At 71.6% G+C, this 21,035-nt stretch carries 17 protein-coding genes; 9 read left to right on the top strand and 8 right to left on the bottom strand.

What is annotated here, in order from left to right; all coding sequences use genetic code 11:
• Window positions 1-126 precede the first annotated feature (126 nt).
• On the top strand, window positions 127-1,146 hold the full coding sequence (locus LAJ50_RS16015; protein WP_138651255.1) for a purine nucleoside permease: 1,020 nt from the start codon (window positions 127-129) through the stop codon (window positions 1,144-1,146).
• Window positions 1,147-1,150: 4 nt separating this feature from the next.
• Entirely contained in the window at window positions 1,151-2,071 is a 921-nt protein-coding gene (locus LAJ50_RS16010; RefSeq protein WP_130550097.1) for a glycerophosphodiester phosphodiesterase family protein, read from the top strand.
• A 38-nt stretch (window positions 2,072-2,109) separates the two neighbouring features.
• On the opposite strand, the gene cysK is transcribed toward LAJ50_RS16010, so the two are convergent.
• Both cysK and cysG read right to left on the bottom strand, forming a co-directional pair.
• On the bottom strand, window positions 2,110-3,069 hold the full coding sequence (gene cysK / locus LAJ50_RS16005) for a cysteine synthase A (RefSeq protein WP_130550096.1): 960 nt from the start codon (window positions 3,067-3,069) through the stop codon (window positions 2,110-2,112).
• 33 nt (window positions 3,070-3,102) lie between these two features.
• Window positions 3,103-4,554: a siroheme synthase CysG gene (cysG, locus tag LAJ50_RS16000; RefSeq protein WP_138651256.1), complete on the bottom strand. Its 1,452-nt coding sequence runs from the start codon at window positions 4,552-4,554 to the stop codon at window positions 3,103-3,105.
• A 161-nt stretch (window positions 4,555-4,715) separates the two neighbouring features.
• Between cysG and LAJ50_RS15995 the strand changes: the two genes are divergently transcribed.
• The gene (locus LAJ50_RS15995) at window positions 4,716-5,699 is read left to right on the top strand and encodes a LysR family transcriptional regulator (protein ID WP_130515697.1); all 984 of its coding nucleotides are present in this window, start codon (window positions 4,716-4,718) and stop codon (window positions 5,697-5,699) included.
• Window positions 5,700-5,963: 264 nt separating this feature from the next.
• On the opposite strand, the gene LAJ50_RS15990 is transcribed toward LAJ50_RS15995, so the two are convergent.
• The gene (locus LAJ50_RS15990) at window positions 5,964-6,482 is read right to left on the bottom strand and encodes a nuclear transport factor 2 family protein (RefSeq protein ID WP_138651257.1); all 519 of its coding nucleotides are present in this window, start codon (window positions 6,480-6,482) and stop codon (window positions 5,964-5,966) included.
• Between the two features lie 13 nt (window positions 6,483-6,495).
• On the bottom strand, window positions 6,496-7,716 hold the full coding sequence (locus LAJ50_RS15985; RefSeq protein ID WP_138651258.1) for a GAF domain-containing sensor histidine kinase: 1,221 nt from the start codon (window positions 7,714-7,716) through the stop codon (window positions 6,496-6,498).
• Between the two features lie 140 nt (window positions 7,717-7,856).
• Between LAJ50_RS15985 and LAJ50_RS15980 the strand changes: the two genes are divergently transcribed.
• The 6 genes from LAJ50_RS15980 (at window position 7,857) to LAJ50_RS15955 (ending at window position 15,046) form a co-directional block, all read left to right on the top strand.
• Window positions 7,857-8,327 (top strand): DUF2946 family protein, encoded by a 471-nt coding sequence (locus tag LAJ50_RS15980; protein ID WP_130550092.1) that lies wholly within the window; start codon window positions 7,857-7,859, stop codon window positions 8,325-8,327.
• 63 nt (window positions 8,328-8,390) lie between these two features.
• Window positions 8,391-10,499 carry a TonB-dependent copper receptor gene (locus LAJ50_RS15975; protein ID WP_138651259.1) on the top strand — a complete coding sequence of 703 codons (2,109 nt, stop codon included), beginning with the start codon at window positions 8,391-8,393 and terminating at the stop codon, window positions 10,497-10,499.
• Between the two features lie 80 nt (window positions 10,500-10,579).
• Complete coding sequence (locus LAJ50_RS15970; protein WP_138651260.1) at window positions 10,580-12,619, top strand: TonB-dependent receptor; 2,040 nt, start codon at window positions 10,580-10,582, stop codon at window positions 12,617-12,619.
• Entirely contained in the window at window positions 12,619-14,091 is a 1,473-nt protein-coding gene (locus LAJ50_RS15965) for a PepSY domain-containing protein (protein ID WP_138651261.1), read from the top strand. Before LAJ50_RS15970 ends, LAJ50_RS15965 begins: the two co-directional genes overlap by 1 nt.
• A 75-nt stretch (window positions 14,092-14,166) precedes the next feature.
• Window positions 14,167-14,640 carry a copper chaperone PCu(A)C gene (locus tag LAJ50_RS15960; protein ID WP_138651262.1) on the top strand — a complete coding sequence of 158 codons (474 nt, stop codon included), beginning with the start codon at window positions 14,167-14,169 and terminating at the stop codon, window positions 14,638-14,640.
• A gap of 55 nt (window positions 14,641-14,695) precedes the next feature.
• Window positions 14,696-15,046, top strand: a complete 351-nt coding sequence (locus tag LAJ50_RS15955; RefSeq protein ID WP_138651263.1) for a hypothetical protein — start codon at window positions 14,696-14,698, stop codon at window positions 15,044-15,046.
• A gap of 46 nt (window positions 15,047-15,092) precedes the next feature.
• On the opposite strand, the gene LAJ50_RS15950 is transcribed toward LAJ50_RS15955, so the two are convergent.
• The 4 genes from LAJ50_RS15950 to cysI form a co-directional block, all read right to left on the bottom strand.
• Window positions 15,093-16,712 carry an AMP-binding protein gene (locus tag LAJ50_RS15950; protein WP_138651264.1) on the bottom strand — a complete coding sequence of 540 codons (1,620 nt, stop codon included), beginning with the start codon at window positions 16,710-16,712 and terminating at the stop codon, window positions 15,093-15,095.
• A gap of 74 nt (window positions 16,713-16,786) precedes the next feature.
• Complete coding sequence (locus LAJ50_RS15945; RefSeq protein WP_138651265.1) at window positions 16,787-18,178, bottom strand: APC family permease; 1,392 nt, start codon at window positions 18,176-18,178, stop codon at window positions 16,787-16,789.
• 393 nt (window positions 18,179-18,571) lie between these two features.
• Window positions 18,572-19,309, bottom strand: coding sequence for a phosphoadenylyl-sulfate reductase (locus LAJ50_RS15940; RefSeq protein ID WP_138651266.1), 738 nt, complete (start codon window positions 19,307-19,309; stop codon window positions 18,572-18,574).
• Window positions 19,306-21,018 (bottom strand): assimilatory sulfite reductase (NADPH) hemoprotein subunit, encoded by a 1,713-nt coding sequence (gene cysI, locus LAJ50_RS15935; protein WP_138651267.1) that lies wholly within the window; start codon window positions 21,016-21,018, stop codon window positions 19,306-19,308. The genes LAJ50_RS15940 and cysI overlap by 4 nt, the downstream gene beginning before the upstream one ends.
• Between the last annotated feature and the right edge of the window lie 17 nt (window positions 21,019-21,035).

Here is a 21,035-nt window from a genome sequence, read left to right as displayed (position 1 = left end):
GCGCCCGACATCTGCTGATTGCCCCACGCGGTGGCCGCGCATGAGGCTGTCGCGTCCACTTTTGACGTTCGGAGCCGCTTGTGCGGTCCGGGCGTCCTTCCCGTCATCCCTCACACCGGAGCCCGCATGTTCCGTTCCCTGAGCAAGTTCCTGCTGCCGGCGCTGCTTTGCCTGTGCGCCACGCCGGCGTTCGCGCAGAAGCCGCTGGCGCCCAAGGTGCTGGTGATCACCATGTTCGCGCCGGAGGCAGCGCCCTGGCGCGAGGCCGAGCGCTTCCAGACGCAGGTGCCCGTGCCGGGCCTGTCGCCCAGGTATCCGACCGTGGACTGCACGCCCGCCGGGCTGTGCCTGATGACCACCGACATGGGCCTGGCCAATGCGGCCAGTTCGGTCGCCGCGCTGGTGGCCTCGCCGCGCTTCGACCTGCGCCGCACCTATGTCCTGATCGCCGGCATCGGCGGCGTCGCGCCGGAGCAGGGCACGCTGGGCTCGGCGCACTGGGCCCGCTTGGCCATCGATGGCGGGCTGATGCGCGCGGTCGACCCGCGCCAGCAGCCGGCCGGCTGGTCGTCCAACCTGCTGATGCTCGGCGCCAACGCGCCCGGGCAGCAGGTCGAGCACCGCACCGGGACCGAGGTGTTCCAGCTCGACGAGACCCTGCTGCGGAAGGCCTACGCCCTGAGCGCCGGCGTGGCGCTGGAAGACAGCGACGCGGCCGCGGCCTATCGCCTGCAGTATCCGCAGCCGGCCGCGCGCGCCGCGCCGGCGGTGAGCATCTGCGACAGCCTGACCAGCGACACCTACTGGCACGGCAGCCTCATCGCCGCGGCGATGGAGGCTTACGTGCAGCTGACCACCGGCGGGCGCGGTCGCTACTGCATCACCCAGATGGAGGACAATGCCACCCTGACCGCGCTCAAGCGGGGAGCCGAGGCGGGCAGGCTGCAGTTCGACCGCATCGCCCTGCTGCGCACGGCCTCCAATTTCGACCGCGAGGCGCCAGGACAGGACGTGGGCGTCTCGCTGTCGGCCAAGTCCGGTGGCTTCCTGCCATCGACCCACAACGCCTACCGAGTCGGGCATGCGTTGACCGAGGCCATCCTGACGCACTGGGAGGCGTGGTCGCACGGCGTGCCGAAGGAGTGACACCATGCCTGCCAACCTCGCATCCCCCCGTCCCCTGCGCGCCCTGTCGCTGACCGTGCTGGCCCTGCTGATGGCCGCGCCCGCGCTGGCGCAGAGCCGCCGCCAGGGCGCCGAGGTGCCGCAGATGCGGCTGAGCCAGCGCCCGCTGATCGTGGCCCATCGCGGCCGCGCTAGCGCCGACGGCGCCGAGAACAGCCTGGTGCAGATGCAGCAGGTGGCCAACCACCAGATCGGCGTGGAGATGGACCTGGCCGCCAGCCAGGACGGCGTGCTCTACCTGCTGCACGACGACACCCTGGACCGCACCACCACCGGCACCGGCCCGATCAAGGCGCAGACCAGCCAGGCGCTGGACGCGGTCAGGCTCAAGGACGGTCACGGCAAGCCGACCGACGAGGCGCTGCCGCGCCTGACCAAGGTCCTGGACTGGGCCGCCGGTGTGCCCGACGTGATCCTGATGATCGACCTGAAGAACACCCGGGTCGCCACGCTCGCGCCGCTGCTGCGCGAGCGCAAGCTGCAGAACCGCGTGATCCTGCTGACCTTCGAGCGCGGCGCGGCCGCCGAGGCGCTGGCCAACGCCGACGGCGCCCTGGTGGCGGTGCTGATCAAGACCCAGTCCGACGCGAACTACTACAAGCGCATCGCCGCTGGCCGGCCGCTGGCGATGTACGTGCCGCAGGATTCGAAGAACAAGGTCTTCGGCTACGCCAAGACCGCCGGCGCGGTGCTGGTGACCGACGTGATCGACGGCGAGGCCGAGGACAACGCGGCCTTGAACGCCAAGGTCGCCAAGCAGGGCTGCAAGGCCTACGTCGACTACATCGATGCCCACTACGCCGACGTGCTGGTGACCAACCATCCCAAGTGCGCGGCGCAGACGCTCAAGGCCTACGTGCCGACCACGGACAACGGGCCGCATTGAGCGGCCCGTTCGTGCATTCCTGACGCTGAGCGCCGGGCTCAGGGCAGCCCGGCCAGCCAGTCGTCGTCGCTGCCTTCGTTGATGTCGGCGAACAGCGGCGTGGAGAAGTAGCGCTCGCCGGTGTCCGGCAGCATCGCCAGGATCACCGAGCCCGGCACGGCCTTCTCGGCCACTTCCAGCGCGGTGGCCAGGGTGGCGCCGGCGGAGATGCCGACGAAGATGCCTTCCTCGGCCGCCAGCCGGCGCGAGGTCTCGATCGCGCGCTCGTCGGTGACGGTGTACAGCTCGTCGTAGACCTCGCGGTTGAGCACTTCCGGCACGAAGTCCGGGGTCCAGCCCTGGATCTTGTGCGGCTTCCACTCATCGCCCTTCAGCAGCGCCGCGCCGGCCGGCTCGGTGGCGATGATCCTGGTGTCCGGGCGCGCGACCTTGAGCACTTCGCCCACGCCAGTCAGGGTGCCGCCGGTGCCCCAGCCGGTGACGAAGAAGTCCAGGCGCTGGCCGGCGAAGTCGCGCAGGATCTCGGGCCCGGTGGTGTTGCGGTGATAGGCCGGGTTGGCCGGATTGGCGAACTGGCTGGCCAGGAACCAGCCGTGCTGCTCGGCCAGTTCCCTGGCCTTGCGCACCATGCCGCTGCCGCGCTCGGCGGCCGGGGTGAGGATGACCTTGGCGCCGTAGGCGCGCATCAGCTTGCGGCGCTCGATGGAGAAGGTCTCCACCATCGTGGCCACGAACTTGTAGCCGCGCGCCGCGCAGACCATCGCCAGCGCCACGCCGGTGTTGCCCGAGGTGGCCTCGACCACGGTGTCGCCGGGCTTGATCAGGCCGCGGGCCTCGGCGTCGAGGATGATCGCCAAGGCCAGGCGGTCCTTGACCGAGCCGCCGGGATTGAACGACTCGACCTTCGCATACACGGTGGCGTGCGCCGGCGCGAGGCGATGGAGCTTGACCACCGGGGTGCGGCCGATGGTATCCAGGATGTTGTCGTAGATGGCCATGCGAAGAGGTCTCTTTCGTTGCGAAGCGTGGGATCAGGCGGCGCGCGACAGCGTGGGCGCGTCGGTGTTGTCGGAATGTGGTGCGGGCGCCGGCAGTGGCGCATCGCCGTGCCAGTGCAGCGTGTGCGCCAGCGCGGCGACCTCGCCCAGGATCAGCAAAGCCGGCGAGCGCACCTGGTGGTGGCGCGCGGTCTCGGGCAGGTCGGCCAGGGTGCCGGTGATCACGCGCTGCGTGCGGCGCGAGCCGTTCTCGACCAGCGCGAACGGCGTGGCGGCGGCGCGCCCGTGGGCGATGAGGCGCTCGCGGAAGGCTTCCAGCCCGGCCACGCCCATGTAGACCGCCAGGGTCTGGCGTTCCTGCGCCAGCGCCTGCCAGTCCAGCGTATCCAGGGAGTCGCGGCAGTGCGCGGTCACCAGGCGCAGGCCTTGCGCATGGTCGCGGTGGGTCAGCGGGATGCCCGAATACGCCGCGCAGGCCAGCGCGGCGGTGATGCCCGGCACCACCTCGAAGGCGATGCCGTGGGCCTTGAGGAATTCCAGCTCCTCGCCGCCGCGGCCGAACACGAACGGATCGCCGCCCTTGAGCCGCACCACGCGCCGTCCGGCGCGGGCGTGCTCGAGCATCAGCGCGTGGATCTGGTCCTGGTGCGTGCTGTGGCCCTGGGCGGACTTGCCGACCTCGATGCGGGTGGCGTCGCGACGCGCCATCGCCAGCACCTCGGCGCTGACCAGGCGGTCGTGCAGGATCACGTCGGCCTCGTTCATCGCGCGCAGCGCGTTGAGCGTGAGCAGGCCGGCATCGCCCGGGCCGGCGCCGACCAGCGTGACGGTGCCGGCGGGGGCCTGGGCGGCGCTGGACAGCACGCGCTGCAGCTCGGTCTCGGCGGCCGCGTCCTGGCGCTGGCGCAGCAGGCGCGGGACGGCGCCGGCGAGCAGCTGCTCGAAGAAGCGGCGGCGCGCGCCCATCTCGGGGAAGCGGGCGCGGATGCGGGCGCGCTGCCGGCCGAGCAGGGCAACCAGCGACCCCCAGGAGTCGTCCAGCAGCGTCTCCAGCTGCCGGCGGATGTGGCGCGCCACCATCGGCGCATGGCCGCCGCTGGAAATGGCGATCTGCAGGGCGCCGCGCTCGACCAGGGCCGGCACCTGGAAGCTGGACAGCTCGGCGTCGTCGACCACGTTGGCGAGCAAGCGGCGCGATGCGGCTTCGGCGGCGACGGCCCGGTTGACCTCGCCCTCGTCGGTGGCCGCGATCACCAGCCACATCCCGTCCAGCCAGTCCGGCCTGAAGCTGCCTGGCTGCCAGGCGATGCGCGCCTGCTCGGCCCATTGCGCCAGGCGCGGGGTCAGCGTCGGTGCGCCCACGTGGGGGAGGGCGCCGGCATGGAGCAGGGCCTCGACCTTGCGCTCGGCCACCGCACCGCCGCCGACCACGCGGACGGCGCGGCCACGCAGGTCGGCGAACAGGGGAAACAGCGCAGCGCTCACGGGCGGGTCCGGGTCGAGAGGAGCACGACGCTACGCGCCGCTTATGACCATCGGAAATGACTTGCCGCTGCGTTCAGATAACCCTACGTTATAAGCGCTGCCGGCCGGAACACGTACATTCATCTCCCCACGCGCCGTACCTTGCCAGCGATCTTCCGCAGATGACCCTGACCCAGCTCCGCTATCTGGTCGCCATCGCCGACGCCGACTTCAACATCACCCTGGCGGCCGCGCGCGTGCACGCCACCCAGCCGGGCCTGTCCAAGCAGCTCAAGCAGCTGGAGGACGAGCTGGGCTTCCTGCTGTTCGTGCGCAAGGGCCGCAGTCTTGAATCGGTGACGCCGGCCGGCGTGGAAGTCATCCAGCGCGCGCGCGCCGTGCTGTCCGAGGCCAACAACATCCGCACCTACGCGGCCAACCAGCGTCGCGAGAGCCAGGGCCAGCTGGTGCTGGCCACCACCCACACCCAGTCGCGCTTCGTGCTGCCGCACGCGGTGGCGCAGATCAAGCGCGCCTATCCGCAGGTCAGCGTGCACCTGCAGCAGGCCGCCGAGGCCGACGCGCTGGACCTGCTGGGCCAGGGCGATGCCGACATGGCAGTGATCAGCACCTCCGGCGATACGCCGGCGGCCGGCCTGGCGGTGCCGCTGTACCGCTGGCGCCGCCTGGTGGTGGTGCCGCGCGGGCACGCGCTGGACCGCAAGGGCGCCGCGCCCGATCTGGCCGCGCTCTCCGGCCAGCCGCTGATCAGCTACGAATCCTCCACCCGGCCCGGCTCGTCGCTGCAGCGCGCCTTCGTGCAGGCCGGCCTGGAGCCCAACATCGCGCTCACCGCGCTGGATGCGGACCTGATCAAGACCTACGTGCGTACCGGCATGGGCGTGGGCCTGCTGGCCGAGATGGCGGTCAACGCCGGCGACGCCGACCTGCGCGCCTGGCCGGCGCCGCCGGAGATCAGCGAGTGCATCGCCTGGGCGGTGCTCCCGCGCGAGCGGGTGCTGCGCGACTACGCCCTGGATCTGGTGCATGTGCTGGCGCCGCAGATCGACAAGCGCGACCTGCGGCAGGTGATGGACGGCAACCGCGAGGCGGATTGGCCGGTGCCGCCGACGTGGGAAGCGTTGACCCAGACCATCACCAGCTGAGGGGCCGCGCGGGCGCGCGCTACCTCCAGGTCGTCATTCCCGCGAAAGCGGGACTCCAGGGACTTCACTCTTCGCCCGTGCTGTCGCGCTCGGGTCCCCGCAAGGCACGGCGAGGGGCCAGGCGCGCGCGATGGCACGCAAGGTGGCGTGGCGTTGGCGGATTTCCTTTCGGGCGGGGGCAGGTCGCCAGAGCGTGTTCTTCCTCGGCGTGGCGATGCACGGACGGTCAGGGAGCGCGCATCTCCAGCCCTTCCGACGGACCGTTCACGGCGCCGTATCGGGCCGGCTCCCGGGCGGCGCCGCACCCGCGTTGTCCATGTCCGAGAAGATCCGCCACGGTCCACCGGCCGCCCGGCGCAGGGTCAGCGTGAACTTGCCCGTGTCGCCAGGCGCATCGCCATAGCCGTAGGCGCCGATGATGTAGCCGGTCGTTCCCTCCGCGGCGAAGGCGAGCGCGCGCAGGCGCAGCGGACTGCCGCCTTGCCCGGCATAGGCCGCCTCGATGTCGCGCCAGCCCCGAGCGGGCGGGCGGTTGCTCTGCAGAACGAATCCGTCCTCGGTGAACAGTCTGGCGAGCGCCGCGGCATCGCCCGCGCGCCATGCGCGCTCGTAGTCGCGAAGCACGCGATCCAGCTCCGGTGGCAGCGCGACATCCGGAAGCGCTCGCGGAGTTGCCGACGCGGTGAGCCCCGGGGTCTGGCCCCAGAGCGATGCGGTCGTCAGTGCAAGGCCGAGGAACGCGGCGGCCAGGGCAGGGCGGCGAGGAGCATGCAGGCGGACCATCTGGAACCTCGTCTCAGGCCAGCGGCAACACGACCCGAAAGCGGCTCCCGCGCCCCTTGCGCGTCTGCACCTCCACCGGATACCCCAGGGTCTGCGCGGTCCGGCTGACGATCCACAGTCCCAGGCCCAGTCCCTCGCCATGCGGATCGGCCTGGCGGAAGGCGCTGAAGATCTCGCGCGCGTCGTGCGCGTCCATGCCCACGCCGGTGTCGAGCACCTCGACCGACACGCGGTCGCCCAGGCGGCGGCAGCCGATCAGCACCGAACCGGTGTCCGTGTACTTGACCGCGTTGCCGAGCAGGTTGCCCAGCAGCGTGGACAGCAGGGTGCGGTGGCTGCGCACGCGCAGGGCGGTGGGCACGTTGCGCAGGCGCAGGCCGCGCTGCTGCGCCGGGCGGCGCCAGGTGGCCAGGATGTCGTCGATCACGTCCTGCAGCGGCAGGTCGATCAGGTCGGGGCGGGCGTCATCGCCGCCGGCGATCGCCAGGCTGGCCAGCTGGTCGAAGCCGCGGCCGATCTGACCCAGTGCGGCGCGCGCGTCGTCCAGCGCGGGCAGGGCGGGGGCATCGCCGGGCAGGGTGCGGCGCAGCTTTTCCAGCGCGTAGCCGGCGCTGCGCAGCGGCGCCTTGAGGTCGTGGCCGGCGATGGCCATCAGCCGGGCGCGGTAATGGTTGGCTTCCTGCGCCAGGGCCAGGGTGCGGCGCAGTTCCATCAGGGCCATGGTCTGGCGCGCGAGCGCCTGCAGGGCCTCGAGCTGGCGCGGTGCGATGGTGCGGGGCATGGTGTCCAGCACGCACAGCGAGCCCAGCGGCAGGCCGTCGGAGCTGCGCAGCACCGCGCCGGCGTAGAAGCGCAGGTAGGGCTCGCCGCTGACCAGCGGATTGCAGGCGAAGCGCGGCTCGGCCAGCGTGTCCTCGACCACCAGCACCTCGTCCTCCAGGATCGCGTGGGCGCAGATGGACGAGTGCAGCGGGGTCTGCTGCGCGCCCATGCCGACCTCGCTCTTGAACCACTGGCGGTCGGCGTCGACCAGGCTGATCAGCGCCATCGGCGCATTGCAGATCAGCGCGGCCAGGCTGGTGATGTCGTCGAAGGCGGCCTCGCGCGGGGTGTCCAGGATCGCGTAGGCGTGCAGCGTCTCCAGCCGCAGGGTCTCGTTGACCGCAAGCGGCGCGGTGGACGCGGCGCAATCGAGGGGCGATGTGTCGCGCGGGGGCGGGATGACGGCTGACATGCGGAGGAAGGTTTCCTGGCGGGCGCGCTGCGCCGCGGCGCAGCGCGCAAGAGTAGGCCGCCGTCGCGCCGCACCCGTGAAGGCCTCTACACATCCGCGTGCCTGCGCGCACCGGCGCGGCACCCACTAGAATGCGGGCCATGCTGCGCCACCGCCGCTTCCTCGGACTGATGCATCGGCTTGCCCTGCTGGGCGCGCTGCTGATGGTCGTGGCGCCGGTGGTCAGCCGCTGGCTGCAGGGACAGGACCAGGCCGAGCCGCTGCGCGCGCTGGCCGCGCTGTGCACCAGCGGCGGTCTGCGCCTGGTCGACCTGGCCGGCGCCGCGTCGCAGCCGGCCGGCCACGGCGACCACGCGCCGGGCCTGGCGATGGACATGGCCGCCATGGGGCACGCCGCGCCCGACGGCATGCCGGCCGATCACCATGACGGCATGGCCTGCGACTACTGCCTGCTGGCCGCGCGGCTGCTGCCCTTCGTCCTGATCCTGCTGTTGCTGCCGCTGCTGCAGGCGGCGCCCTCGCTGTTGCCCGAACACCGGGCCCCGCCGCGCCAGGCCCTGCCCTGGCCGGCCCACGCCGCGCGCGGTCCTCCGCACACCCTGGTCGCCTGATCCGACCCATCCGCGCGGGCCTGGCCTGCGCGGGTGGCGATCCGTGTTGCCTGGAGTGCCCCGATGTCTGTCTCCCGCTCCGCGACGGCCGTGCCGTCGCGCCTGGCGTGCGCGCTGGCGTGCGTCCTGTCGTCCCCTTGCGTGTTGGCCGCCGATGTCGATCCGGCCGACGACGCCCACACCTTCGCGCCGCTGGTGGTCACCGCCGTGCGGCCGTCCACGCCGCTGACCTGGACCACCGATCCGCGGCTGCCGCGCCAGCCGGTGCCGGCCAGCGATGGCGCCGATTACCTCAAGACCATTCCCGGCTTCACCGCCATCCGCAACGGCGGCACCAATGGCGACCCGGTGCTGCGCGGGATGTTCGGTTCGCGCCTGAACGTGCTGACCAACGACGGCGCCCTGCCCGGCGCCTGCCCGGCGCGCATGGACAATCCGCTGAGCTATGTCTCGCCGGAGACCTACGACCGCCTGACCATCGTCAAGGGCCCGCAGACCGTGCTGTGGGGGCCGGGCGCCTCGGCCGGCACGGTGCGCTTCGAGCGCGACACGCCGCACTTCGAGCGGCCCACGCTGCAGGCCCAGGGCAGCGCGCTGGGCGGTTCGCGTAGCCGCAACGACCAGAACCTGGCCGTGACCGGCGGCGACACGCACGGCTATGCGCGGGTGACCGCCAGCCGTTCGGCGTCGGACGACTACAAGGACGGCGCCGGCGACGTGGTGCCCTCGAAGTGGCGCAAGTGGAACACCGACGCGGCCATCGGCTGGACGCCCGATCCCGACACGGTGCTGGAGGTCAACGCCGGCGTCGGCGATGGCCTGGCGCGCTATGCCGGGCGCGGCATGGACGGGCGCCAGTTCCGCCGCACCAGCGTTGGCGCGCGCTTCGAGCAGACCGACCTGCCCGGCGCCTGGGAGTCGATCAAGGCCAGCGTCTACGCCAACGATGCCGACCACATCATGGACAACTACAGCCTGCGCACGCCCAACCCCCACTCGGCCATGCCGATGCCGATGGCGGCCAACGTCGACCGCCGCACCAGCGGCGGACGGATCGCCTCGGAATGGGCCTGGGATCGTGCCGGTCTGGTGGCCGGTGTGGACTGGCAGGCCAGTCGCCACCGCAGCCGCAACGCGATGGACCGCATGCCTTACGAGGCCTGGCAGCGCGATGCCAATCTGGGCAACCAAGGCGTGTTCTCCGAACTGACCCTGCATCTAAGCAAGACGCAGCGGGTGATCGTCGGCGCGCGCCTGGACCGGGCGTCGGTCAAGGATCTGCGCGCGCAGGCCAGCGGCATGGCGATGGACGATGGCCCGGGATCAGGGATGGGCATGGGCGGTGCGATGCCCAGCCCGACCTTCGGCCAGATCCGTCGGCAGACGCTGACCTCGGGCTTCGCCCGCTTCGAGGCCGATGCGGGCGATCTGCCGCTGACCTGGTATGCCGGGCTGGGCCATGTCGAGCGCATGCCCGACTACTGGGAACTGTTCTCCGCCGACCGCGGGCCCGTGGGCGCGGTCAACGCCTTCGCCGCGCTGCGGCCGGAGAAGACCACGCAGCTGGACATCGGCGCGCAGTACAGGAGCGTGCGCGTGGATGCCTGGGTCTCGGCCTATGTGGGCCGCATCGACGACTATCTGCTGTTCACCTACAGCGCGGGCGGGATGATGGGGCCCAGCTCGCAGGTGGGCAACGTCGACGCCGACATCCATGGCGCCGAGGCCGGCCTCGAACTGCGCCCGGCCGACGGCTGGAAGCTCGGCGGCACCCTGGCCTGGGCCTGGGGCGCGAACCGCAGCGACGGCCGCGCGCTGCCGCAGATGCCGCCGCTGGAAGCGCGTGTGACCGCCTCCTGGGAAGGCCGGCGCTGGTCGGCCGGCGCGCTGCTGCGCGCGGTCGCGCGCCAGGACCGGGTCAGCGAGGGCCAGGGCAATGTCGTCGGGCGCGACCTGGGGCCGAGCGCGGGCTTCGCCACCCTCGCGCTCAACGCCGGCTATCGCTTCAGCGACGCCTGGCAGCTCACCGCCGGCGTGGACAACGTGTTCGACCGCGACTACGCCGAGCACCTCAACCTGTCCGGCAGCGCGGACTTCGGCTTCCCCGCCGATCCGGTGCGCATCCACGAGCCCGGCCGCACCGCCTGGGTGCGGCTGGGCTTCAGGTACTGAGCAGCGCGCGGCCGCCCGTCGGCGGCGCGCTCCAGCGGCGCGGGCCTGCCCGCGTCGCGCGAATCCAGAAGGATCGAAGAATGAAATGTTTTCCCTCGCGTCTTTCCACGACGGTCGGCCTGGCCCTGTCGGCCTGCGCGCTGTCCGCGCCGCCCGCCGCCGCGCAGGCGGCCCGCCCCGATGACGCCGACGCCGTGCTGACCCTGGGCAAGGTCGAGGCCCATGCACGGCAGCGCGGTGCCTTGCCCGCGCGCAAGGTGCTCAGTTCGGTCGATGTGATCGGCGCCGATCAGGTCCAGGACCAGCACGTGGACAACAGCTGGGAGCTGTTCGCCAAGGTGCCGGGCATGCAGCTGACGCCGTTCCGCATGGGCACCGAGGCCGGCCGGTTCTCCTTCCGCGGGTTCAACGGCGAAGGGCGCATCAACGCGGTCAAGCTGCTGATCGACGGCATCCCCAGCAACGACAACGCCGGCGCCATGCCTTACCTGGACTCGGTGATGTCGGGGGACATCGCCGCCATCGACGTCGTGCGCGGCACCAACGATGCGCGCTACGGACTCAACGCCATCGCCGGCGACGTGAACCTGGTCACGCGCGTGGGCGGCGACGAGGGGCATCTGAGCGTCACCGCCGGCAGCTTCGGCACGCGCGAGGTGCAGCTGTCCAAGGGCTTCGAGACCGGGCCGTGGACGCAGAACTACTTCCTCGGCTGGCGCGATTCGGAGGGGTATCGCGACCATGCCAGGGCCGTCAAACGCAACTTCGCCGGCAAGTGGGGCTTCAACGCGCCCGAGGGCGACTGGAGCGCGCTGCTCACCACGCGCTACTACCACAACCATGCGCAGGAGCCCGGCTACTTCCCCACCTATCTGCAGGCGCGTGTGGCGCCGCGCGATGCGGTGGCCTATGCGGCGGCCGATGCCGGCGAGCGCCAGACCACGCAGACCGCGCTGCATCTGGATGGCCTGATCGGCAGCGACTGGACCTGGAGCGGCAAGGCCTACGTCAACCGCTACACCAATGCGCGCTACGTGCGCTTCTCCCAGGCCGGCAGCCAGCAGGAGCGCGACAACGACGAGACCCAGCGCGGCGCTATCGCCACGGCCACCTGGACGCCGGGCCGCGTGCTGGCCGTGGAGACCGGCGTGGACGCGCAATGGCAGGACAACACCGCGCGGCGCTGGCGCACCGCCGCGCGTCAGCGCCTGGCGCGCACGCGCGACTGGGACTACACGCTGCGAACCCACGGCGCCTACGTGCAGGCCGTCCTGCAGCCGCTGGCGGGCTTGAAGCTGGTGCCGGCCTATCGCATCGACCGGGTCGATGGCCACCTGGACGATCGCCTCACCGGGCGACGCTACGACGCCTATGGCTACGGCACGATCCGCCAGCCCAAGGTCAGCGCGTCCTACGCGCTCGGCGATGCCTGGACCGCCTACGCCAACTGGGGGCGCAGCTTCCAGATCGGCGCCGGCGATGGCGCCTACCGCACCACGGTCCACGACCTGGGCCCGTCCCTCAACACCGGCTGGGAAGCGGGGCTGAAGTTCGTGCCGCTCGCATGGCTGAGCGGACGCGTGGCGTACTGGGAGCAGCGCGCCGACGGCGAGGTCGCCACGGTGCTGGGCGCGATCGGGACCGGCAGCGACGTGGTCAATGTCGGGCGCACCTTCCGCCACGGCTGGGACGCGCAGGTGAACCTGCGGCCGGACGCGCGCTGGAACGCATGGCTGGCCTACTCGCGGCAGAGGGCGACGGTGGCGCGTGCCGCCCCCGACGTGCTGCAGACCGAGGGACGCGACATCGAGAACGTGCCGCACTGGCTGGCCTCGGCCGGTGTGGACTGGCAGGTCGGGGAGCGGCTCAGGCTCAGCGCCTGGGGTAACGGCCAGGGCGATTACCATCTCGAACGCACCAACACGCTGGGTCGCTACGGCGGCTATGCCCTGGCCAACCTCGGCGCCAGCTGGACGCTGGATGCGCGCAACGCGTTTTCGCTGCAGCTGAAGAACCTCACCGATCGCTTCTACGTCTACGCCTGGTACGACGGCGGCGTGTACGGCTTCTCGCCCGGCGACGGGCGCGGGCTGTACGCCAGCTGGAACTGGAGCTTCTGATGGCCACCGTGGCAGCTGCGCCGTTGCACGCACCGATAGCCGGCACCCTCTATCGCGCCATCTGGCGGTGGCACTTCTACGCCGGCCTGCTGGTGCTGCCGCTGCTGGCCTGGCTGGCGCTGACCGGAGCGGGCTTTGTCTACCACAAGCCGCTGGACCGGCTGGTGCATCACCACCTGCTGGTGGTCGCGCCGGCGGCGCCCGGCGAGCGGGTGGCCACGCCGCAGCGCATCGTGCAGGCCGCCCTGGCCGCGCAGCCGGGTCAGGTGTTCCGCTACACCACGCCGGCCAGCGCCGATGCCTCGGCGGAGGTCGGCATCGCGACCGCCGGCGGCGCGCGTCGGGTGGTGTACGTCGATCCGGTGCACGCGCGCGTGCTGGGCAGCCTGGCCGATCGCGGCACCTTCGGCTGGACGCTGCGCCGCCTGCACAGCCTGGACCTGCTCGGCGGCCGGGCGAGCGCGCTGGTGGAACTGGCCGCGGGCTGGGCCATCGTGCTGGTGGTGACCGGCGTCTACCTGTGGTGGCCGCGCCGCATCGTGCGCATCCCCAGCAAGCGTCCGGCCCTCCCTGAGCACGGACGCAAGCTGGGCGGCGTGCTCACGGTGCGTGGCAGGCCGTCGCAGCGCCTGTTCTGGCGCGACCTTCATGCGGTGGTCGGCATATGCGCGGGGGCGGCGGTGCTGTTCCTGGCCCTGTCGGGCATGCCCTGGTCATGGCTATGGGGCGCGCAGGTCAACAAGCTGGTCAACGGCCACAACTTCGGCTATCCGGCCGGCCTACGCGTGCAGTTGCCCATGTCGCAGGCGCGCGTGGCCGACAGCGCCGACCAAGCCTGGTCGCTGCAGCAGGCGCGCGTGCCGCAGTCGGCCGCCCACGCGGCCATGGCCGACATGCCCGGCATGGAGCACGCCGGGCATGGTGCCGGCCACGCCAGCGCGGCGCAGCCGGGCGCGATCGGGCTGGATCGCGCCGTGGCGGCGTTCGACGCGCGCGGGATCGGCGCCGGCTACAGCGTGTCGATGCCGCAGGGTGCGCGCGGGGTCTACACCGCCTCGCTCTACAACGGCGTGCTGGACCAGCAGCGGGTGATTCACCTGGACCAGTACAGCGGCCGGACGCTGCTGGACATGCGCTACGCCGACTACGGCCCGGTGGCCAAGGCGCTGGAGTGGGGCATCAACGTGCACATGGGCGACGAGTTCGGCAATGCCAATCGGGTGCTGCTGGTGCTGGCCTGCGCCTGCACGCTGGCGCTGTGCCTCAGCGCCACGGTGATGTGGTGGAAGCGGCGTCCGCGCGGCGGGCTGGGCGTGCCGCCGCTGCCGGCGCGGCCGCGGACGCTGAAGGTCGTGGCGGGCATGCTGGCGGTGGGCGGGGTGCTGTTCCCGCTGGTGGGCGTCTCGTGGCTGGTGATGCTCGCGGTGGACCTGGGCTGGGTGCAGCCTCGCCAGCGGCTGCGGCGCGCATGAGATAACAGCCGGCGGCGGCCGGCGCGTTGGCCACGGGCAAGACGTCGTTCAACCTTGAAGGAGAGGGCAAGGCTTATGGGCAAGACCATCATCACCGCGGCGATGCTGCTGCTGGCCACGCTGGCGCAGGCGGCCGGTTCGAGCTCGACCATCCAGGTGCGGGAGGCGTGGACGCGGGCCACGCCGCCGCAGGCGCCCAGCGCCGCCGGTTACCTGACCCTGGTCAACGCGGGCGCCGAGGCCGACCGGCTGCTGTTGGTGAGTTCGCCGATGGCGGCGCGGGTGGAGATCCACGAGAGCCGCATGGACGGCGGCGTGATGCGCATGCGCCGGCTCGACGGGCTGGACCTGCCGGCGGGCGCGACGGTGGCGCTGGCGCCCTCGGGCGCGCACCTGATGCTGATCGGTCCGCGCCAGCCGCTGCTCGCCGGACAGGCGATCGAGGTGGTCCTGCGCTTCGCCCGCGCGCCGGCGCAGACGGTGCGGCTGCAGGTGCGGCCGATCGATGCGACGGCCCCGGCGGCGGACATGCACGGCATGCATATGTGAGCGGATAAGCTCGCCGATGGCGGCGCGGATCGCGTCGCGACGGACAGGGGGCGGGATGAGGCGATTTTCGCGGATGGTGGCGCGGCTGTATGCACCGGCGCCGGTGCTGGTGGCCGCCGGCTGGGTGTTGTCGTTCGTGGTCGAGCACCAGGAGGCGCTGATCGGGGCCGCCGCGGCACGCCAGATCGGCTCGCTGCTGGCCCTTACCGGCATGGCGCTGGGGCTGGTCTGGGCGTCGCTGGCCAGCTGGCGCCTGTACCTGTGGCTGCGGGGCATGGAGCAGGGACGCTGCCCGTGCGGCGGACTGCTTTCGCGGCCCCGCCACAAGCACGGTCATCGTTATCGCAAGTGCCTGGCCTGTGGCGAGAAGGTGCCGCTGACGCCGGTGGTGGTGGTTGACGACTAGCGGCTGGTCCGGGCGTTGGGCAACGGTGTCTCGCGCCTCGCGCGCCTCACGCCGATGACGCCGCCTCGGCTTCCGCCCGCGCCTGGTTGCGCAGCAGGAAGCGCTGGATCTTGCCGCTGGGCGTCTTCGGCAGGTCGGCGACGAAGGCGATCTCGCGCGGGTAGGCGTGCGCCGACAGCCGCGTCTTGACGTGCTGGGCCAGCGAGGCGGCCAGCGCGTCGTCGCCGGCGGCGCCCGCGCGCAGCACCACGTAGGCCTTGACCCGTTCGAAGCGCTCCGGATCCGGTTTGCCCACCGCCGCGGCCTCGACCACGTCGGGATGCTCGAGCAGACAGCTCTCCACGTCGAACGGCCCGATCCGGTAGCCGCTGGAGGTGATCACATCGTCGCTGCGGCCGACGAAGGCGATGGAGCCATCGGCGTTGCGCTCGACCGTGTCGCCGGTGAGGTACCAGCCGTCCTTGAACGGCTGCGTCTCGGCGTTCTCGTAGCCGCGGAAGAACAGCGCCGGCGAGTCCTCGACGTGCACCGCCAGCATCCCCGGCACGCCGACCGGCTGCGGCTGGCCGTGCTCGTCCAGCACCTCCAGGCGATAGCCGGGCAACGGAAAACCGGCGCTGCCCGGCTGCACCGGATGGGCCAGCGCGTGGTGGTTGCACAGGGTCATGCCGGTCTCGGTCTGACCGTAGTGATCGTGGATGACCGTGCCCAGCGCCTGGTCGAACCAGCGGATCACCTCGGGATTGAGCGGCTCGCCGGCACTGCTGACCACGCGCAGCCGGCCCTTGACCGGCGCGGCGGCGGCATCGCCGGCCGCCATCAGCATGCGATAGGCGGTGGGCGCGCCCATCAGGTTGGTCACGCCCAGCTCGGCGAGGGTGCGGTAGCAGCTGTCCACGGTGAACGGGCCCTCGTGGAAGGTCACCGAATGGCCCAGCGCCAGCGGCCCGGCGATGCCGTAGTACAGCCCGTAGGCCCAGCCGGGGTCGGCGATGTTCCACAGCACGTCATCGGGCCGCAGGTCCACCGCGTCGCGCATGTAGGTGGCGATGGCATCGAGTGCGTGCAGCGGCACGCGCAGCGCCTTGGCCGCACCGGTGGTGCCCGAGGTGAACATGATCATGCACGGGTCCTCGCGCCGGCGCGGGACGGGGGCGAAGGCCTGCGGCTGGCCTTCCAGTGCGGCCCAGAAGTCTTCGTCGTCGCCGCTGCCCAGCGTCAGGATGGGTGGCGCGTCGGTCACCTCATCCAGCTTGGGGCGCTGCTCGGCCGAGCACACCACCAGCCGAGCGCCGCTGGCCGCCAGCCGGTGTTCCAGCGCCTTGGGCCCGAACGCCGTGAACAGCGGCTGGTAGACCGCGCCGGCGCGCCAGGTGCCCAGCACGACGATCAGCAGCTCCAGCCGCCGCGGCAGCAGCCCGGCCACCACCTGTCCCGGTCCGGTTCCGTGCGCGCGCAGCCATTGGGCGAACTGCGCCGACCAGGCGTCGAGCTGTTCGAAGGTATAGCGCCGTACCACGCGCTCGGTGTCCACCCAGCACAGCGCCTCGCGCTGCGCGCCCAGGTGCGCGCCGACGCAGGTCTGCCAGGCGTTGCGCGGCCCCGGCGTCGGCACGAAGTCGAGCGTGCGGACGTGTTCGAAGTAGTCGCGGATCGGGCGGTCCATGCGGTGCGTCGTGTCGGGCGATGGGGCCCAACTCTAGCGCGTCGGTCGCGGCCATGACGCCGCGCCGCGGCGCCTCAGGACCCGGGCGGCGAAGTCCGGTCCAAGGCCAACTGCAGCGAACGCCCGCGCCGGCGCAGCACCAGCGCCACCACCACCCCGGCCGCCAGCCAGGCCAGGCCACCGATCTGCGCCAGGCGGTCGGCGTTGTAGAGCACGTACAGCAGGATCAGCCCGCCAACCAGCGGCACCACCCCATGCATCAGCCAGCGTCCGGACCGGCGGAAATGCCAGGCCACCGCCACGTGCAGCAGCGCGAAGGCCGTCAACGCACCGAAGTTGCACACCGTGGCCAGCAGCGCGATCTTGCCCAGGAACAGCAGCCCCAGCACCAGGCTCAGGCCCGCCACCAGCAGGATCGCCCGGCGCGGCACGCCGCTGCCTGCATGCACCTTGCGCAGGAAGCGCGGCAGCTGGCCGTCGCGCGCCATCGCGAACAGCAGTCGCGAGGTCGCCGCCTGCGACACCAGCGCGTTGGCCAGCGCCGCGCCGACGGCCACGGTCAGCGCGATCACGATCTGCATCCACGGCCCGGCCACGCGCCGGCCGACCTCGAAGAAGGCGTTGTTGGACGCCGCTTCGTCGGGGAAGCGGCGCAGCTCGGGCAGCAGCAGCGCCGCCAGCCAGGTCTGCAGCACGAACAGCGCCGCCACCATCGCCAGCGACACCACGGTGGCGCGGCCGACCGCGCGCGCGCCGCCGCGGCTCTCCTCGGTCAGCGTGGAGATCGCATCGAAGCCGAGGAAGGACAGCACCGCCATCGACAGCGCGCCGAACAGCATCGGCAGCGAGAACGCGGCCGGGTCGTACAGCGGGCGCAGGCTCCAGTGCGCCCCGTAGGCGCCGCGCTGGATCGCCAGCGCCGCCAGCACGGCGAACACCGCCAGCACCACCAGCTGCACGCCCAGGAACACCAGGTTGGCGCGCGCCGTGGTCTCCACGCGGCGCAGGTTCACCGCCGTGTTGAGCACGACGAAGAACACGATCCAGGCCTGCTGCGGGAGGCCGGGAAACACGCTGGCCATGGCGTTGGCGCCGATCACGTAGAGCAGGGTGGGGACGAGCAGATAGTCCAGCAGGATCGCCCAGCCGGCCAGGAACCCGGCGCTCTCATGCAGGCCGCGCCCCACGTAGGCGTAGACCGACCCGGCGACCGGAAAGGCCTGCGCCATCTGCTGGTAGCTCAGCGCGGTGAACAGCATCGCGCCGAAGCCCACCAGGTAGACCAGCGGCACCATGCCGTGGCTGACGTCGAACACCCCGCCGAAGATGGCGAACGGCGCGGTCGGCACCATGCACACCAGGCCGTAGACCAGCAGATCGTCCAGGCCGAGCCTGCGGCGCAGCTCGGGCCGGTAGCCCAGGCGGGCCAGGGCCTGGTCGTGGGAATCGGAGGCGACGTCGGTCATGGCGGGCGGGAGGCGGTAGGCGCGGGCGCGCGTGGCGGGGCCAGCCTCCCTCCGGGGCCGGTCCGACAGTTCTAGCGCATCGCCCGGGTCCAAGGCCAGTGGCACAGCTGCGCCCGCAGGATGTGGCGCAGCAAGCGCTGGCGCTGGTCGGCGCTGTCGTGGGAGCCGCCATGGCGGCGAGGGGCTCTACCGGTGAAGCCCCATCGCCGCCATGGCGGCTCCCACCAAGCGCTCAGCCCCTCCGCTTTCGCGCAGCGAAGGGGGAGGCTGGGAGGGGGGGGCTTCTGCTTTTGCCTTCCTCGCGAAGAGCGACCCCTCCCCCTCAGTCGCTAGCCGCGACTTCGAATTTCCGTTGGCCCGCGGCCAAAGGGAGTGGGTGGAAGCGCACAGCGCTCAGATGTCCTCGTGGATCCCGCACTCGCGCTTGAGGCCGAAGAAGCGGGTGTCTTCCTCGCGCATGCCGGGTTCCCAGCGGCGGGTGGTGTGGAAGTCGCCGATGGACACGTAGCCCTCTTCCCACAGCGGGTGATAGGGCAGGTCGTGCTGCTTCATGTACTGCCACACGTCGCGGTCGGTCCAGTCGGCGATCGGGCTGACCTTCCAGCGCGCACCGCGCAGCTGCACGATCGGCGTGGCGGCGCGGCTGGTCGACTGCTGGCGGCGCAGGCCGGTGAACCAGGTGCCCACGTCCAGCTCGTCCAGCGCCCGGCGCATCGGCTCGACCTTGCGCAGGTTGTTGTACTGCTCGATACCGACCACGCCCTGTTCCCACAGGCGGCCGTGGCGCGCCTCCATCCAGGCGCGGCTGACCAGCGGGCGGAAGATCTGGATGTTGAGCTTGAGCCGCTCGATCAGCGCATCGGCGAAGCGGTAGGTCTCCGGGAACAGATACCCGGTGTCCACCAGGATCACCGGGATGTCCGGCAGCTGCTGGGTCAGCAGGTGCAGGGCCACGGCCGACTGCGCGCCGAAGCTGGAGGACAGCGCTGCCTGCGCTGGGCCATGGGCCAGCGCCCAGGCCACGCGCGCCGGCGCGTCCATCGCCTCGAGTGCGGCGTTGGCCGCGTCCAGGTCGATGGCGGGCGAACCGGAGTCCAGGTGCGGATCGTCGTTGGCGGGCAGGGCGGTCATGCGTGCAGCTCCACGGGAATGGCACGATGGGTGGGATAGGGCGGCAGGCCGATCTCGCCGGCGCGATGGAGGAAGTCGCCGAAGCCTTCGGCGTCGTCGCGTTCGGCGGCATAGCGGCCGAACAAGGGGTCGAGCGCGCCGAGGATCTCCTCCTCGGTGATGTTCTCGCGGTACAGCGTGTTGAGGCGCTGGCCGCGATGATCGCCGCCCAGCATCAGGTTGTAGCGGCCCGGCGCCTTGCCGACCAGGGCGATCTCGGCCAGGTACGGCCGCGAGCAGCCGTTCGGGCAGCCGGAGATGCGCAGCACGATCGGTGCCTGGGCCAGGCCGTGCTTCTCCAGCAGCGGCTGCAGCTTGCCGGTGAAGTCGGGCAGATAGCGCTCGGCTTCGGCCATGGCCAGGCCACAGGTGGGCAGGGCGACGCAGGCCATGGCCTTGCGCGCGAGCGCGGTCGGCAGCGCGTTGCCGGCGTCCAGGCCATGGGCCGACACCAGCGCGTCCACCTCCGCCTTCAGCGCGTCGTCGAGATTGGAGATGACCAGGTTCTGGTTGGAGGTCATGCGCAACTCGCCGGCACCCGCGTCCTGCAGCCGCAGCGCGATCTCGCGCAGCCCGGTGAGCTGGGTGGCGGCGCCGACATCGGCGATGCGCCCAGCGCCCAGCGACAGGGTCAGATGCCAGCGGCCGTCGCCGCCCTGGGTCCAGCCGTAGCGATCGCCGTTGTGCTCGAACGCGAATGGCCGCGCCGGCGCGAAGGCGATGCCGGCACGCTGCTCGATCTGCGCCTTGATGAAGTCCAGGCCGTGGTCGTCGATGGTGTACTTGAAGCGCGCGCGCTTGCGCACCGCGCGGTTGCCGTAATCGCGCTGGGTGGTGACCACGGCGGTCGCCACGTCCAGCAGCCGCTCGCGCGGGATGAAGCCGGCCACGTCGGCCACCCGTGGCCAGGTCTCCGGATCGCCATGGGTCGCACCCATGCCGCCGCCCAGGCTGACGTTGTAGCCGACGATCCGGCCGGCTTCATCGGTCACACCGATGAAGCCCAGATCGTTGGCGAATACATCGACATCGTTGATCGGCGGCAGCGCGAAGCCGATCTTGAACTTGCGCGGCAGGTACTTGTCGCCGTAGATCGGCTCGGCCTCCTCGCCTGCGCCGGCCACCTTCTCCTCGTCCAGCCAGATCTCGTAGTAGGCGCGGGTGTTGGGCAGCAGGCGCTCGGAGGTCGCCGCCGCATCGGCGTACAGGGTGGCATGCGCCTCGGACAGCAGCGGGTTGGCCGCGACCTGCACGTTGCGGTTGACGTCGCCGCAGGCGGCCAGCGTGTCGATCAGCGCGGCGTTGATGGCCTGCATCGTAGCCTTCAGCTCGCGCTTGATGACGCCATGGAACTGGAAGGCCTGGCGCGTGGTCACGCGCAGCGAGTGGTTGCCGTAGCGGGTGGCGATGGCGTCCAGCTTCAGCCACTGCGCCGGGGTGATGACCCCGCCCGGAGTGCGCGTGCGGATCATGAACTGGTAGGCGGGCTCGAGCTTCTGCCGCCGGCGCTCGTCGCGCAGGTCGCGGTCGTCCTGCTGATAGCTGCCGTGGTACTTGATCAGCGTCTGGTCGTCCTCGCGCAGCGCGCCGGTGACCGGGTCGGCCAGGCTCTCGAGCAGGCTGCCGCGCAGGCGGCGGCTCTCGGCCTTGATGTCTTCTACTGAATGCATGGGGATTGGGGATTCGG

It is taken from the genome of Pseudoxanthomonas sp. X-1, from assembly GCF_020042665.1.
Taxonomy (GTDB): Bacteria; Pseudomonadota; Gammaproteobacteria; order Xanthomonadales; family Xanthomonadaceae; genus Pseudoxanthomonas_A; species Pseudoxanthomonas_A spadix_A.
Note: the sequence above shows the minus strand (reverse complement) of the source record. Positions and strands in the feature narration are given on the sequence as shown.

Bases quoted from the DNA above. Each gene is read 5' to 3' on its own strand.
- LAJ50_RS15995 (WP_130515697.1), top strand. From the start codon at position 4,716: ATGACCCTGACCCAGCTCCGCTATCTGGTCGCCATCGCCGACGCCGAC.
- LAJ50_RS15970 (WP_138651260.1), top strand. From the start codon at position 10,580: ATGAAATGTTTTCCCTCGCGTCTTTCCACGACGGTCGGCCTGGCCCTG.
- LAJ50_RS15945 (WP_138651265.1), bottom strand. From the start codon at position 18,178: ATGACCGACGTCGCCTCCGATTCCCACGACCAGGCCCTGGCCCGCCTG.
- LAJ50_RS15990 (WP_138651257.1), bottom strand. From the start codon at position 6,482: ATGGTCCGCCTGCATGCTCCTCGCCGCCCTGCCCTGGCCGCCGCGTTC.
- LAJ50_RS15985 (WP_138651258.1), bottom strand. From the start codon at position 7,716: ATGTCAGCCGTCATCCCGCCCCCGCGCGACACATCGCCCCTCGATTGC.
- LAJ50_RS15980 (WP_130550092.1), top strand. From the start codon at position 7,857: ATGCTGCGCCACCGCCGCTTCCTCGGACTGATGCATCGGCTTGCCCTG.
- LAJ50_RS15955 (WP_138651263.1), top strand. From the start codon at position 14,696: ATGAGGCGATTTTCGCGGATGGTGGCGCGGCTGTATGCACCGGCGCCG.
- LAJ50_RS16015 (WP_138651255.1), top strand. From the start codon at position 127: ATGTTCCGTTCCCTGAGCAAGTTCCTGCTGCCGGCGCTGCTTTGCCTG.
- LAJ50_RS16010 (WP_130550097.1), top strand. From the start codon at position 1,151: ATGCCTGCCAACCTCGCATCCCCCCGTCCCCTGCGCGCCCTGTCGCTG.
- cysI (WP_138651267.1), bottom strand. From the start codon at position 21,018: ATGCATTCAGTAGAAGACATCAAGGCCGAGAGCCGCCGCCTGCGCGGC.
- LAJ50_RS15975 (WP_138651259.1), top strand. From the start codon at position 8,391: ATGTCTGTCTCCCGCTCCGCGACGGCCGTGCCGTCGCGCCTGGCGTGC.
- cysK (WP_130550096.1), bottom strand. From the start codon at position 3,069: ATGGCCATCTACGACAACATCCTGGATACCATCGGCCGCACCCCGGTG.
- LAJ50_RS15940 (WP_138651266.1), bottom strand. From the start codon at position 19,309: ATGACCGCCCTGCCCGCCAACGACGATCCGCACCTGGACTCCGGTTCG.
- LAJ50_RS15965 (WP_138651261.1), top strand. From the start codon at position 12,619: ATGGCCACCGTGGCAGCTGCGCCGTTGCACGCACCGATAGCCGGCACC.
- LAJ50_RS15950 (WP_138651264.1), bottom strand. From the start codon at position 16,712: ATGGACCGCCCGATCCGCGACTACTTCGAACACGTCCGCACGCTCGAC.
- LAJ50_RS15960 (WP_138651262.1), top strand. From the start codon at position 14,167: ATGGGCAAGACCATCATCACCGCGGCGATGCTGCTGCTGGCCACGCTG.